Origin of the sequence: Prodigiosinella confusarubida, assembly GCF_002847015.1 — a bacterium.
Classification (GTDB): domain Bacteria; phylum Pseudomonadota; class Gammaproteobacteria; order Enterobacterales; family Enterobacteriaceae; genus Prodigiosinella; species Prodigiosinella aquatilis.
The window spans coordinates 1,669,716-1,683,654 of record NZ_CP025085.1 but is presented as its reverse complement, the minus strand read 5'-3'; the positions used below and the strand labels follow the sequence as shown (position 1 = coordinate 1,683,654).

At 50.3% G+C, this 13,939-nt stretch carries 14 protein-coding genes and 1 tRNA gene; 8 read left to right on the top strand and 7 right to left on the bottom strand.

The genetic code is table 11. From position 1 onward, the window contains the following. Positions 1–58 precede the first annotated feature (58 nt). The 7 genes from CWC46_RS07715 to CWC46_RS07685 all read left to right on the top strand — a co-directional run bounded on the left by CWC46_RS07715 (position 59) and on the right by CWC46_RS07685 (position 5,792). Positions 59–1,744 (top strand): RecE family exodeoxyribonuclease, encoded by a 1,686-nt coding sequence (locus CWC46_RS07715; RefSeq protein WP_101377479.1) that lies wholly within the window; start codon positions 59–61, stop codon positions 1,742–1,744. Between the two features lie 320 nt (positions 1,745–2,064). Beyond that, on the top strand, positions 2,065–2,727 hold the full coding sequence (exoX, locus tag CWC46_RS07710; RefSeq protein WP_021017448.1) for an exodeoxyribonuclease X: 663 nt from the start codon (positions 2,065–2,067) through the stop codon (positions 2,725–2,727). Further along, positions 2,727–3,395 carry a DEAD/DEAH box helicase family protein gene (locus CWC46_RS07705; protein ID WP_021017449.1) on the top strand — a complete coding sequence of 223 codons (669 nt, stop codon included), beginning with the start codon at positions 2,727–2,729 and terminating at the stop codon, positions 3,393–3,395. The genes exoX and CWC46_RS07705 overlap by 1 nt, the downstream gene beginning before the upstream one ends. Before the next feature lie 17 nt (positions 3,396–3,412). Continuing rightward, the gene (locus CWC46_RS07700) at positions 3,413–4,117 is read left to right on the top strand and encodes a hypothetical protein (protein ID WP_021017450.1); all 705 of its coding nucleotides are present in this window, start codon (positions 3,413–3,415) and stop codon (positions 4,115–4,117) included. Next, a complete protein-coding gene (locus CWC46_RS07695; protein ID WP_416354388.1) occupies positions 4,118–4,405 on the top strand; it encodes a TraR/DksA family transcriptional regulator in 288 nt (95 codons plus the stop codon). It begins immediately after the preceding gene. Continuing rightward, complete coding sequence (locus CWC46_RS23605) at positions 4,402–4,761, top strand: helix-turn-helix domain-containing protein (RefSeq protein ID WP_071790908.1); 360 nt, start codon at positions 4,402–4,404, stop codon at positions 4,759–4,761. The genes CWC46_RS07695 and CWC46_RS23605 overlap by 4 nt, the downstream gene beginning before the upstream one ends. Further along, complete coding sequence (locus CWC46_RS07685) at positions 4,644–5,792, top strand: tyrosine-type recombinase/integrase (RefSeq protein ID WP_416354397.1); 1,149 nt, start codon at positions 4,644–4,646, stop codon at positions 5,790–5,792. The genes CWC46_RS23605 and CWC46_RS07685 overlap by 118 nt, the downstream gene beginning before the upstream one ends. 23 nt (positions 5,793–5,815) lie before the next feature. Here CWC46_RS07685 and CWC46_RS07680 read toward each other — a convergent pair. From CWC46_RS07680 to gpt, 6 genes are all read right to left on the bottom strand, one after another. Continuing rightward, positions 5,816–5,891 (bottom strand) — tRNA-Thr (locus CWC46_RS07680). A 180-nt stretch (positions 5,892–6,071) separates the two neighbouring features. After that, complete coding sequence (gene proA / locus CWC46_RS07675) at positions 6,072–7,325, bottom strand: glutamate-5-semialdehyde dehydrogenase (protein WP_021017453.1); 1,254 nt, start codon at positions 7,323–7,325, stop codon at positions 6,072–6,074. Between the two features lie 10 nt (positions 7,326–7,335). After that, the gene (gene proB, locus CWC46_RS07670) at positions 7,336–8,439 is read right to left on the bottom strand and encodes a glutamate 5-kinase (RefSeq protein WP_037382626.1); all 1,104 of its coding nucleotides are present in this window, start codon (positions 8,437–8,439) and stop codon (positions 7,336–7,338) included. Positions 8,440–8,560: 121 nt separating this feature from the next. Then, positions 8,561–8,935 (bottom strand): sigma factor-binding protein Crl, encoded by a 375-nt coding sequence (crl, locus tag CWC46_RS07665; protein WP_021017455.1) that lies wholly within the window; start codon positions 8,933–8,935, stop codon positions 8,561–8,563. Between the two features lie 112 nt (positions 8,936–9,047). Continuing rightward, positions 9,048–10,304, bottom strand: coding sequence for an esterase FrsA (gene frsA, locus CWC46_RS07660; protein WP_037382517.1), 1,257 nt, complete (start codon positions 10,302–10,304; stop codon positions 9,048–9,050). Between the two features lie 156 nt (positions 10,305–10,460). Continuing rightward, a complete protein-coding gene (gene gpt, locus CWC46_RS07655) occupies positions 10,461–10,919 on the bottom strand; it encodes a xanthine phosphoribosyltransferase (RefSeq protein WP_021017457.1) in 459 nt (152 codons plus the stop codon). Between the two features lie 293 nt (positions 10,920–11,212). Here gpt and pepD point away from each other — a divergent pair, with 293 nt between their 5' ends. Further along, entirely contained in the window at positions 11,213–12,673 is a 1,461-nt protein-coding gene (gene pepD, locus CWC46_RS07650; protein WP_021017458.1) for a beta-Ala-His dipeptidase, read from the top strand. A 125-nt stretch (positions 12,674–12,798) separates the two neighbouring features. On the opposite strand, the gene dinB is transcribed toward pepD, so the two are convergent. After that, positions 12,799–13,857 carry a DNA polymerase IV gene (dinB, locus tag CWC46_RS07645; protein WP_021017459.1) on the bottom strand — a complete coding sequence of 353 codons (1,059 nt, stop codon included), beginning with the start codon at positions 13,855–13,857 and terminating at the stop codon, positions 12,799–12,801. Positions 13,858–13,939: the final 82 nt, after the last annotated feature.

Genomic DNA, 13,939 nt, shown 5'->3' with positions numbered 1-13,939 from the left:
CCCTAAGGGCGCAATCAATGGCTCAGGGGATTCTACAACCCGAAGGAGCAAAAACGCAATGAACAACTATGCGTTTGTCATTAAAGCGAAAGCAAAATCGGACAAAAAAAGTCTGTTCTGCTGGTTCTCTGCAAAATCTGATTCACGCGCCGAGCGCGAAATTGCCAATATTCTTGAAGATGCCGAAATTGAAACTGGCCGCGGTACCGATTATCTCTTGCCCGTCCGTACCAACTGGCACGTTGTTGATGACCTGCCGGACGAGGGTGTCATTGATGATACGTGGTGCGATCGCTACGAGCTGAGTGAAGATAGCCTGACGTGGAAGCGGATCCCCGCGCCGCCGCCATCAGTTAACATTCATGACGACCACGCAACCGTAGCCGCTGCGCAAGTGGAACATTCTGGCGCGCAACTAGCACAGGATACAGAGCAGACCGGCACGCAATCGGAGCCGCAGCAAGACAGCGCCGTTACATTTGAACAGGCTACGTTTACTCAGCGAGTTCTTGGCGCGTGGCTATATAGTAAATTCACGGCTCTCGGGCCGCAAGGCCTGCGCGATATTGCTACGTTGCAGCACGATATGGACGCAGCATACCCACAAAACCTGCTGCTGGCGCTGAACAATGCAAAAGACTTGCTACAGCTCAAGCACTGCTTCCCTAAAACGCTTTTCGATCTGATTCGTGACATCAAAAGTGTTTGGCCGGTGGACGACAAGGCGCCGGACGTCGGCCACTTGCTGACGTTTGCAAAAGAATGGATTAACGCACACAACAATCAGTCCGAATCATCTAATGGTCCGTTACGTGAAGATATTACCGCGAAGTGGGTCGCAAAACAGGGCATAAAACGCACTAATGCAGGCACGAACGCAGGTGGTAACAATCAAACTGATCGCGGCAATGACATCACGCACTCTCTTGATTTGCTGAATAAAGAAATAGCGATGGCCACCCTGCCGATGGATTTTGATATCTATGAAATACCCGGCCCCATACTCCGCCGGGCCAAAGAGATTATTGCTAACAAAGAAGAGCCATTTAATACGTGGAGCCAAAAGTTACTCAACATGCCCGGTATTCTGGATTTTTCCCGTGCCGCGATTTTCGCGTTAATTCGCAATGCGATCCCAGACATCACCAAGATGCCCGCATCAATGCAGCCGTATATCAATTCCAGCCTCACAGAGTCAAACCACGCACACCCCTCACTGGAATTATTAACGCTAGCACGTCACCTGCCCGCCATCACTGAACCGGGCAACACCACCGAAACCAATAATGGCACCGATTCAACGTTGGAAAATACCAAACTAGGCAGCACTGACGCTCAGCCAGAAATGAAAAACCTTGGCGGCGGCATGTTCTCTATTGATGGATTGTCTCAGAAAGCCACCTCAAATGAGGGAGAAAAACCGGAAAATCATTCCGAGGAGGTTGGTGATGTGCAGATGGAAACGAATGTCGGTCAGTCGAGCGAAGCTGTTACTTCGTTACCACCAGCAACGAGCGAACATGGCACGGTTGAAGAAGCGGCCGCAAATCTGGCGAATGCGATGAAGCGCTGTACTGATGCTATCCCGTCAGTACAAAAAATCGAACCACGAAATATTTCAGAAAATATTCCTGCCAGGACTGATAGCGAACACGTCGAAAAACTCGAGGCCCGTATAGCTCGTCTGGAGGGGGTTCTGGCGTCATTTGCTGCTGCGTTTACAACTGCGGAGGACACGCTGTGAAGAAATATTGCGACCATTGTCTGGTACAGCGTGAAAGTGACGAACTAAGCACTTACCCAGTGAAACGCTATATGGGCATAACTCAGATGCACTTCTGCAAAGACAAGCCCTGTTATCAAGAGTACGTGAAAGCAAATTTTTCACGCCTAAATTTCCGGAGGCGTGCATGTTAACTCACCCACTAGAGCATCAGGTAGCGCTGCAGTGCATCGCGTTGATATGTCTGAACAGCGGTATTTCGCCCACAGACCTTGAATTTATCGCTCTCAAGCTCGCGGAGTATGACGCAGTTTGTGACGCTATTACGGATGGAGAAAATCATGTTACGAGTCATTGATACGGAAACCACCAGTTTTGAGGGTGGCATCGTCGAGATTGCCAGTGTCGACATTGTTGATGGCGTCATTTGTAATCCTATGAGCGATCTGGTTTGTCCTCCTGAGGCTATCAGTTTTGAAGCGATGGCGATTCACCATATCACTGAGGATATGGTTGAAAGCGCGCCACTAATTAGCGAGGTTATTGGTCGCTATTTGGGGGCCGATGCGTACGTTGCTCATAATGCGGCGTTTGATAAAGCAAAACTGCCACAAATTGATTCCCCATGGATTTGCACAATGAAGCTGGCACGGAAACTATTCCCGGAACATGCCAGCCACAGCAACCAGTACCTGCGTTACAGCCTGGGACTTAAGCCCGAATTACCGGAAGGTCTCTACGCCCACCGCGCACTATATGACTGTTATGTCACCGCTGAATTGCTCATCTATATGGGGCGCATGGCGCAATGGACTATGAGGGAAATGAGGGAAATAACAAACAACCCGTCCCTGCTCCACGCCATGCGCTTCGGCAAGCATAAAGGGAAAACCTTTGCGGAACTGTCAAAAGGGGATCCCGGGTATCTGCGCTGGTTGATTGCCAGTGACATGGATGAAGACATCAAATACACGGCCAGGCATTGGCTTAACGGGGGCATCTAATGGGAACGCCAGTGCTGATCCTTGGTGACTCTGGTGCAGGCAAGTCATACAGCTTGCGCAATTTCAATCCCGATGAAGTGATGCTGCTGCAATGCATTCCCAAAATGTTGCCATTCAAATCTGCAGGTTGGAAATTGCACGGTAAAGAATTGCCGGACGGCACCAAGCAGCGTGGGAACGTTCTGCGTTCTGATAACTGGGAAATTGTACTGGATACAATTTATCGAATGGTCAAGTCACCTACACGCCGCGTGCTGATCATTGACGATTTCCAGGTTGTCATGCAGCACGAAAATATGAATCGGGCTTATCAGACCGGGTATGCAAAATTCACAGAAATGGCAGATCACGTCTGGCGGATCATTACTGCGGCCACGCTGTTACCTGACGATTTCCGCGTTTATTTCCTAGCTCACACAGAAGAGAGCGAGGGAAAAATCAGGATGAAAACCACCGGGAAAATGTTGAATGAAAAGCTGACGCCTGAAGGATATTTCTCAATCGTGCTGAGGGCTATCAAGAAAGACGGCAAGCACGTATTCCTGATTAAAGGCGATGACAATGATACGGCCAAGGCACCGCCAGATATGTTTCCAGATAAAACGGAAATGGATAACGACCTGAAAGCGGTCGATGTGGCAATCACCGAATTTATGACAGATTTATAAAGATTAAGGATCACACCATGAATCAACCAATGAGTTTTGTCTGGAATGCCGACGCTGCAGAAATGGCGAAAAAAGCTGGAGCATCTGCCGGAATAAGTGAAACAGGTGCGTACGAGGGCGTCATAACCTCTGCAATCTATACATTTGGCCGGGATGGGAGTCAATCCCAGGCGCTGGAACTGTCTCTTGATTCGAATGGAGTCAAGGCTAACTACTTGCGCATTAATTTCATCGGCAAAGACGGGCAGCAAACGTTCGGAATGGGATTGGTATCTGCTCTTATGTGGGTTGCTCAAGTGAAGCAAGCTCAACCTGTGCAGGTACCGACTGCCGAAGGCACAGAATGGCACTGCCCTGCATTGGAAGGGAAAAAAATCGGTTTGTTTCTGCAGAAAGTCCTCTACACGAAACAGGATGGATCGGATGGGTATAAATTTGAAGTGCGTCACGTGTTCCAGCCAGGAACGCGCCGGACGTATGCCGAACACGCCGAGAACGCGCCTGCAGAAGCAATCGCAAATCTTGAAAACTCAATGAAAGACAAAGACGAACGAAATCACGACCACCGGCAATCAACAGGTCAACGAGAAGGACAGCAAGGGAACCCGTACACATCAGGAAATCCCTATGATCGACAAAATGGCATTCCCCAATCCAAGCTCCAGCAGGCCGCAGCACAGCAACAATCAGAACCCATTTACGACGACGATATTCCGTTTTGAATGCCGGAAATTTTAATGGTCTGGGAGGTGGAAACCTCCCCATTAATAGAAGAGAAATTTATGGCAGATGATATCGATCGCGCTAGTGAAACTGAGGATTTACAACGTTCCGTGGCTATAAGCTCTCACCGCATAGATAGAACTGCTGTGTCAGCAACCGAATGCAAAGAATGCGGTGATGCAATCGAAGAGGCGCGGCGCATAGCCGTTCCAGGTTGTACTATGTGCCGGGATTGTCAGGACCAAGTGGAATCACGAAATAAACACGTTAAAGGCGGTGTAGCATGAAAAGGACCGTCGAGATCGATGACATCCTGACGCGCGAACAAATTGCTGCGCTACTACATATTAACCCTCAAACTGTTTCCCAACTGGTCAGACAGGGACGTCTGCCGGCATTCAATATTGGAACGGATAAACGCCCTATTTACAGGTTTGTACGTGCGGCATGTATTGCTGCAATGACCAATTCGATCAACACTCAATCCGTGAATGCGGGTGACATGACCGAGGAAAAACCATGTCAATCAAATTACGTGGCGGTATCTGGCACTGTGATTTCACTACGCCAGGCGGCCAAAGAGTTAGACAATCGCTTGAAACAGAGGACAAAAGGCAAGCTCAGGAACTCCACGATAAACTGAAAGCGGAATCATGGCGGGTAGCTCGACTGGGAGGTTTCCCGGTCGTCACGTTTGATGAGGCGTGTATTCGATGGCTCGATGAGAGGGCTAGCAAAAAATCCCTGGATGATGACAAATCGCGGATTGGCTTCTGGATGAAACACTTCTCAGGCCTACCAATTAGCTCTATTACAGAACAAAAAATTTACTCCGCAATCAGCAAAATGACGAACAGGCGACATGAGGAGAACTGGAGATTAAAAGCGGAAGCAATGATACACGCTGGCAGGAAACCGCCAGAGTTCAAACCAAAACCGGTAGCACAGGCAACAAAAAACACGCATTTAGCATTTATTCGGGCATTGTTGAGGGCGGCAGAACGAGAATGGAAATTGCTGGAGAGAGCACCACATATCAAAACCCCGACACCAAAAAACAGACGGATCAGGTGGCTGGAGCCACATGAGGCGCAGAGATTAATCGATGAGTGCGCCGAACCATTGAAGTCGATTGTTGAGTTTGCGCTAACAACCGGACTTAGACGCTCTAATATTATCAATCTGGAGTGGCCGCAAATAGACATGCAGCGGCGTGTCGCGTGGGTAAATCCAGAGGACTCAAAAAATGGACGAGCAATAGGTGTAGCTCTCAATGATGTGGCTTGCCAAGTATTAAGACGCCAAATTGGTAGGCATAACAGATATGTGTTTGTCTATGTCAATAAATCCACCCGTCCAGATGGATCTGAAACGGAATGCATCAGAAAGATGCGCTATGACGCAAACACGGGATGGCGCTCAGCGCTACACCGGGCGGGGATAACCAATTTCAGGTTTCATGATCTGCGGCATACATGGGCGAGTTGGTTAGTTCAGGCTGGAGTTCCGCTATCAGTTCTACAGGAAATGGGCGGCTGGGAGAGTATTGAAATGGTGCGTCGATATGCCCATCTTGCGCCAAATCATCTCACTCAGCACGCCCAGCAGATAGATAGAATTTTGCGCCATGATGACACAAATACGGCACAAGAGGAGGAATTGAAAGCAGTTTAAATGAAGTAACTCATTGATTTATATGGTGCCGATAATAGGAGTCGAACCTACGACCTTCGCATTACGAATGCGCTGCTCTACCAACTGAGCTATATCGGCGTCAAGAGGATCGTCCTGCGAGTGCCAGACGATGAACTACGGGGTGACAAACTAGTGAAATCTGTCCGGCAAGTCAAGTATCTAGCGACTGTCTGCCGGTTTTATAATCGGTCAGTTGACGATAAGGATTCCCTGATATCTGTTTCCATATAATAACCAGGAATCCTATAACCATCTGGTTTAAGCGCGGATAAGATCGTCGCCGTAACCAATCCATTTGTAGGTGGTCAATGCGTCAAGTCCCATCGGGCCACGGGCATGCAGTTTTTGCGTGCTGACAGCCACTTCCGCGCCTAATCCGAACTGCCCGCCATCAGTGAAGCGAGTACTGGCGTTTACATAGACCGCCGAGGAATCCACTTCCCTCACAAACTGTTCAGCACGACTCAGGGAACGGGTCAGTATCGCATCAGAATGCTGCGTGCCATGCTCACGGATATGTTGCACTGCCTGCGCAATATCAGCCACCAGCTTCACGTTCAGGTCCAATGAGAGCCATTCGTCATCGTAGTCGGCCGCCTCTGCCGCCACAACTTGCGCCGGACCGCCGGTCAACAAAGAGAGTGACTGCGGGCAAGCGTGCAACGTTACGCCTGCCTTGTGCATGTCGGCACTGAGCGCCGACAGAAACTCGGCGGCAATCCCCTGGTGCACCAGCAGTGTTTCCACCGTATTACAGGTGCTGGGACGCTGGGTTTTGGCGTTGGTTATGATATCCAGCGCTGGCTTGAATTCCATCGACTCATCCATGTAGATATGGCAGACGCCAATCCCACCGGTAATCACCGGAATGGTGGAGTTCTCACGGCATAGTTTGTGCAAACCCGCGCCGCCGCGCGGAATCAGCATATCGACATAGCGATCCAGTTTCAGTAACTGATTGACCAGTTCACGATCCGGACTTTCAATCGCCTGGATCGCGGCTGAGGGTAAACCACATTGGATCAGTGCTTGTTGGATCACTTTTACCGTCGCGGCATTAGTTCGATAGGTTTCTTTACCACCACGCAGAATCACCGCATTCCCGGTTTTCAGGCATAAGCTGGCTACATCCACCGTGACGTTCGGGCGCGCTTCATAAATCACGCCGACCACACCCAGCGGTACGCGCCGCCGTTCCAGTTTCAGGCCATTGTCCAGAATGCGCCCGTCTATCACTTCACCCACCGGATCGTTCAGACGGCAAATCTGACGCACGTCATTGGCAACAGCCGTCAGACGTGCCGGCGTCAGTTGCAGACGATCCAACAATGCTTCGCTCATGCCATTGTCTCTGGCCTGCGCCAGATCCTGTTCATTGGCAGCCAGGATAGTGGCACGCTCAGTTTCCAGTAAATCGGCAATGGCCAACAGCGCCTGATTCTTCTGCGAAGTACTCAACGAAGCTAATTGATACGAGGCTTGTCTTGCCGCTTTGCCCATTTGCTCAAGCATCGCGTACTCCTTAATTAATAATCATGTCATCCCGATGGACTGCCACCGGGCCATATTCGTAACCGAGGATTTCAGCAATCTGTTGGGAATGATGCCCGGCGATCATTCTTAACGCATCGCTGTTATAACGCGTCACCGCATGAGCCAGATCTCGCCCTGACAGGCTACGGATACGGATCACTTCTCCCCGGGAGAAATTGCCCATTACGTCGCGGATACCTTTGGGCAGTAAAGAACTGCCGCGATCCATAATCGCCGCCAGCGCACCATCGTCTACGGTAATTTCCCCGGCAGGCGGTGCACCGAAGATCCAGCGTTTGCGGCTTTCCAACGGGGCTTCCATTGCATGGAAGCGGGTTCCCACCGAGATATCGTCGATGACATCACCAACCACGCCCGGCTTGCTGCCCGCGGCAATAATGACATCAATACCCGCGCGGCAGGCAACGTCCGCAGCCTGTAGTTTGGTGGACATACCACCAGTACCCAGCCCGGAGACACTGTCACCAGCAATACTGCGCAGCGCATCGTTGATGCCATTCACTTCGCGGATCAATTCAGCGTCGGGGTTGGTACGCGGATCAGCGGTAAATAACCCGGCCTGATCGGTCAGCAGCAGCAGTTTATCGGCGTCAGCCAGTATTGCCGCCAGCGCCGAGAGATTATCATTATCGCCAACTTTGATTTCAGTCGTCGCCACTGCGTCGTTCTCATTGATTACCGGCACAATGTGGTTATCGAGCAGCGCACGCATGGTATCGCGGGCATTAAGAAAGCGTTCCCGATCTTCCAGATCGGCGCGAGTCAGCAGCATCTGGCCAATATGGATGCCATAAATGGAGAACAGCTGTTCCCATAACTGAATCAATCGGCTTTGCCCGACTGCTGCCAACAACTGTTTAGTGGCGATGGTAGCGGGCAATTCCGGATACCCCAAATGCTCACGTCCGGCGGCGATCGCCCCTGACGTGACAATGACAATGCGATGCCCTGCGGCATGTTGCTGCGCACACTGACGCACCAGCTCAACAATATGGGCACGATTGAGACGGCGCGATCCGCCGGTCAGTACGCTGGTACCCAGTTTTACAACCAAAGTCTGGCTGCCACTCATCATATTTCTGCCGTTAGAATATAAAAAATTACCATGAAAAAACGTTGTAACAGGAGAGACGCGTTATGCCAACAGGCGCAACGCGAAAAACCCGCCAATAAGACGAGTCAACAGAAGTGAATCACGGTCGTTCCGTTAAGATATAAGGCGGCTCAAGTTTTTGTGCCAGGATTTCCAGGCGGTTATGAAAATCCTGCCGGGTAGTGTGAACTTTCTCATCTACCTCAGTATTTTTGAACTCTTTCTCACACCAGTTACCACTTTCATCAAATAAACCGAAGCGATACGAATAAATCAGCTTTTGTTCTTCTGCATCCAACTCCAGCCACCAGCCCCAGAATTCCCGCTTTTCTGGATCCGGATTTACATTCACACACACAGCAAGGCAATCAAAGAAAAAATGGAAGTCTTCACATTGGCTTTCACGCAAATACGGCCCTAATGAAGCAAATTTTTTTATCAGCCGGTTTCTTGAAAGTCCACTAGACAATGTCATTCAGCAATCTCCTTGAGTTGAACACTAGGCCGTGACCCACCATGGTATCAATAAGTGCCGCGTGCAGGACACTGCCTAATTTATTAACAGATATTAGAGATTTATCAACATATTAATCCAATTTATTCTGCAACCAATGACTAATTTGCTGTAACGCCAGATGAAAATTCTGATAAACCGGTGAAAAATCCAACGACATAAGCTTTCCCTGCTGTGATGAATTCACAATCAGACTCGCTTCTTCTTTTGGGCAAATCAGATCGCCTTTCCAGTAACCAGCCAACATCGGTGTCGAACAGCGGTGTCCCAGCAATCCTTGCGTCTTGAGAGAATAGCGCCCCAATTCGGTTTTCAAGGCCATATCAGCAGAGAACGGCATACCCAGGCGACTGGCCAGCACGTCCATAAACATATCCGGCACCTGGTTCTGGCGTTCGGTATCGGACAATAAATGGTGTACCACCGGTCCCAGACAGGCAACTCCCCGCAACCGATTTGCTTCCAGATAAGCCAGCCGCACCGCGACATTGGCGCCGAAACGAAAGCCAAATGCCCCGACACGGGTGTGATCTATCCAGGGAACATCCGGCAGCGCGCTCAATACCTGTTGATGTAAAAAGCTCGAGTCTTGACTCAGCTTCCAGCGGGATGAAAACCCTACCGATGGCATGTCAACCGTCAGCATCGCCATCCCTGCGGGTGCCAGATAATCCTGAAACAGGCGATGATAATCATTCTGTAACATATCCAGACTGCCACATAACAATATGGTCGGAAACGGTGCCTTACCCCGTGTAGGCAGATGCAAAAAAGTGGTTAATGTTCCACCGCCAGCCACTGGAAAGTTCAGCGTTTTCAATTCGTAGGAAAGATGGTTCGCTGCCTCTTCATACGCTCGATTAGCCAGTGTCTGGGCCTGCTCCGCCAAATCATCCCCTTTCAGATATGGATAGGCAGCAATACTGTAAAGGTTGGCGGCGTTAAGCCAGCACTTCCCCGCATCCTTCCCCGACGCGCTCTCTACTGCTCGCTGCTGCCAATGCATTCCCTGTGCTGTCCACTCATAAATCCAGTTACCACTGCGGTATCCCACTACGGTATCTAACAAAAGCTCATTACTCCGTACTGCCTGACTGGCAGAAATACGCGACAGGACTTCTTCTATCTCCCACGGATGAACACCACGCCAAATCCACATCAGGCGGTTAATCGTGCGATACCAGCTATGGTTATTTCGTCCTTCCAGCGTGGACTGCGTATCCGGCATCGTATCCGTATCAATATGGTGAGTGCGCCGAATCAGCGTGGACGTTTCCTGATGTTTAAAAGAGGGCTTGAACAACGTTTCGGACAGGTTGGCTTGAACCACAACAGCCTCCATGGGTGTAAGCAACATTAGCGCATACAGACGCATCAGAGAGTGTAACCAACACCGAAGGGAGAAGACAAACGGTGATATCAATAAAACAAAAACAGACGACAACGCCCGGCATTACCGGGCGTTTTTATTAGCAACGCAGAAGACTCAATTGCCAGATAAGGGCGGAATAAAGACCACGCCCATATCCCATGGCTGCTCAATCCAGGTATCTTGCGGAATATCAACGACATAGTCGTCAACCAGCGGTTTACCGGCAGGTTTGGCAAAAATGGTCACGAAGTATGCTTTGGGGTACATATCACGAATGGCTTGCGCCGTACCGCCGGTGTCCACCAGGTCATCGACAATGATAAAACCTTCACCATCACCCTCTACACGTTTCAGCACTTTCATTTCACGCTGGCTATCATGGTCATAGCTAGAGATGCAAACAGTATCAACGTAGCGAATGCTCATTTCACGGGCCAGCAAGGATCCCGGTACCAAACCACCACGGCTAACGGCAATAATGCCTTTCCATTGTTCGGCTGGCAGTAAACGCTGCGCCAGTTTACGGGCATGGATTTGTAGCATATCCCAGGTTACGACGTACTTTTCACTCATAAAATATATCCCGGCCAACGGTTAATTGGCTCAATTCGAGTCTGAGGGGGGAAAAAGGTTGCGCGAGATTATAAATATCCTACCGTATAAAAACCAGTATTTATCCCTATTTCCTCATTTCCTTATCCCCGCCAGAATCGTCTCCTCGAATACAGACATTCTCCCTTGCGGCGGGAAAGTGATACTCTATCTCATTGAGCCTGATTATTCGGGCAACAAACCATCACTTTCATCCTGTAGCGCCTCTCGCACCAACCGCGAAGAGCAGCCTGCTGAAAAGGAGACGTTAAATAGTGTCTGAATTGTCTCAGCTTTCCCCACAGCCGCTGTGGGACATTTTCGCCAAGATTTGTTCTATTCCACACCCTTCCTATCATGAAGAGGCGCTTGCCGCGCATATTATATCGTGGGCACAGGAACGCGGAATTCATACCGAACGGGATCAGATCGGAAATATTCTGCTGCGTAAGGCGGCTACTGCCGGGATGGAAAAACGTAAACCTGTCGTTCTCCAGGCGCATCTGGATATGGTGCCACAGAAGAACAGTGACACCGTGCATGACTTTGCCACCGATCCTATCCAGCCGTATGTTGATGGCGAATGGGTTAAAGCCCGTGGTACCACACTCGGCGCCGATAATGGCATCGGTCTGGCCTCGACATTGGCAGTGCTGACGGATAGTAATGTGGCACACGGGCCGCTGGAAGTTTTGCTGACCATGACGGAAGAAGCCGGCATGGACGGTGCTTTTGGTCTGCAGCCGAACTGGTTACAGGGGGAAATTCTGATTAATACCGACTCTGAAGAAGAGGGTGAAATCTATATGGGTTGCGCCGGCGGTATTGATTTTCTCACCCGCTTACCACTCCAGCGAGAAGCCGTTCCGGCTGGCTATCAAACCCTGAAACTGACGATTAAAGGGCTGAAAGGCGGCCATTCCGGCTGTGATATCCATCGCGGATTAGGCAACGCCAACAAGCTGCTGGCCCGCTTTCTGTCTGCGCAGGCCAGTGCGCTGGATCTGCGACTTATCGACCTGAATGGCGGCACCCTACGCAATGCGATACCCCGCGAAGGTTTCGCCACTCTGGCCGTGTCGGCAACCAATGCAGAGACCTTGAAAATAGCAGTACAGCATTATCTGGTCGTACTGAAAAATGAGCTGTCAGCGGTAGAAAAAAATCTCACCATCCTGCTGGAACCCGTTGAAAACACATCGCTGGCATTAACGGCTGAGAGTCGTGACCGTTTCATCGCATTGTTGAACGTGATGCCTAATGGCGTCATTCGCATGAGTGATGAAATCAAGGGCGTGGTTGAAACTTCATTGAATGTGGGCGTGGTGGGCATGACCGACACACATGCAGAAATGCGTTGTCTGATTCGCTCGCTGGTAGATAGCGGTAAAGATTACGTGGTGGACATGATGACATCACTGGGCCAGTTGGCTGGTGCTCAAACCGTAGCCAAAGGCAGTTACCCCGGCTGGAAACCTGACGCCCATTCACCGATAATGCATCTGGTGCGCGAAACCTACCAGAAACAATTCAACCGACTGCCAAACATCATGGTGATCCATGCTGGTCTGGAGTGTGGTTTGTTCAAAAAGCCGTATCCGAATATGGATATGGTCTCCATCGGGCCGACGATTACCGGCCCCCATTCACCAGATGAACAAGTACACATTGCCAGCGTAGGCCAGTACTGGACATTGTTAACCGAACTGCTGAAAGCCATTCCTGAGAAGCAGTAACCCATGATGTTTTAGTACGTTCAGGCAACATTGCCTGAACGTACCGTCGACACCTCGGAAACGCCAACCGCAGCGTCGAACGTCCAGACATTGATTTAAGCCTGTTTCCATCGCCGTTTACCCGCTTATTCCCAGTCAAATACCAATTGTCGTTCGAGTTGCGGATCCATCAACGTCACGTGTAATCCCACCAACCGAACCCCACGTGCTTCCCGCCGTTGTTCCCACGTTTGTCGTGCCAGTTTTACCAGATCCTGTTTATTCAATACCGGCCACACATGTTCCTGGGTGGTCTGACAGAAATCATTAAATTTAAGCTTCACACCTTGCCGAGCGATATGCAGATCCGGTTTTACCCGACTTAAACGCCCCTCCAGCTCCTGATAAAGTGTTTCAATCAGCGTTTCACAATCACCCCAGTCATAAATATCTTCCGCCAGCGTTTTTTCTACCCCAACAGATTTACGTAAACGATCGGGGGAAACCTGGCGTTCATCAATACCGTGGCACCGTTCCCATAGTATGTGGCCAAACTTGCCAAACGCCTTCAGTAGCTCAGGCAAGGCATAACGACGCACATCCGCACAGGTATGTAACCCCCGCTCTTCAAGCCGTCTGGCGGTCACTTTCCCTACACCGGGAATTTTCTCCAACGGCAATGCCAGCAAAAATGTCTCTACCCGATCTGGAACGATCACAAACTGCCCATTGGGTTTATTCTGCTCCGAGGCGACTTTCGCCAAAAACTTAATCGGTGCCACACCTGCCGATGCCGTGAGCTGTAATTCGTCATAAATTATCTGTCGGATCTCCTGCGCCATCAGGGTGGCAGATCCGTTGCAGTATGGGCTATCGGTCACATCCAGGTAGGCTTCATCCAGAGACAAAGGTTCGATCAATGAGGTATAGCGGGAAAAAATCTGCCGAATCTGCCGGGAGGTGGATTTGTACACCTCCATCCGACCAGGCAACAACACCAGATGCGGACAAAGTCGTAATGCGGTAGCCGTCGCCATCGCGCTGTGAACACCATAGCGGCGGGCCGGATAATTGGCGGTACAGATGACACCGCGCCGATCGGCACGGCCACCAATCGCCAGGGGAATGTCGCGTAAGCGCGGGTTATCGCGCATTTCTATCGCGGCATAAAAGCAATCCATATCCACATGAATGATTTTGCGCATACAGGCCTCTACAATGATGCTGTATAAAAATACAGTATCATTGTAGTGTTAGCAAGCGGACAACCGCTTAACCCGCACCGCT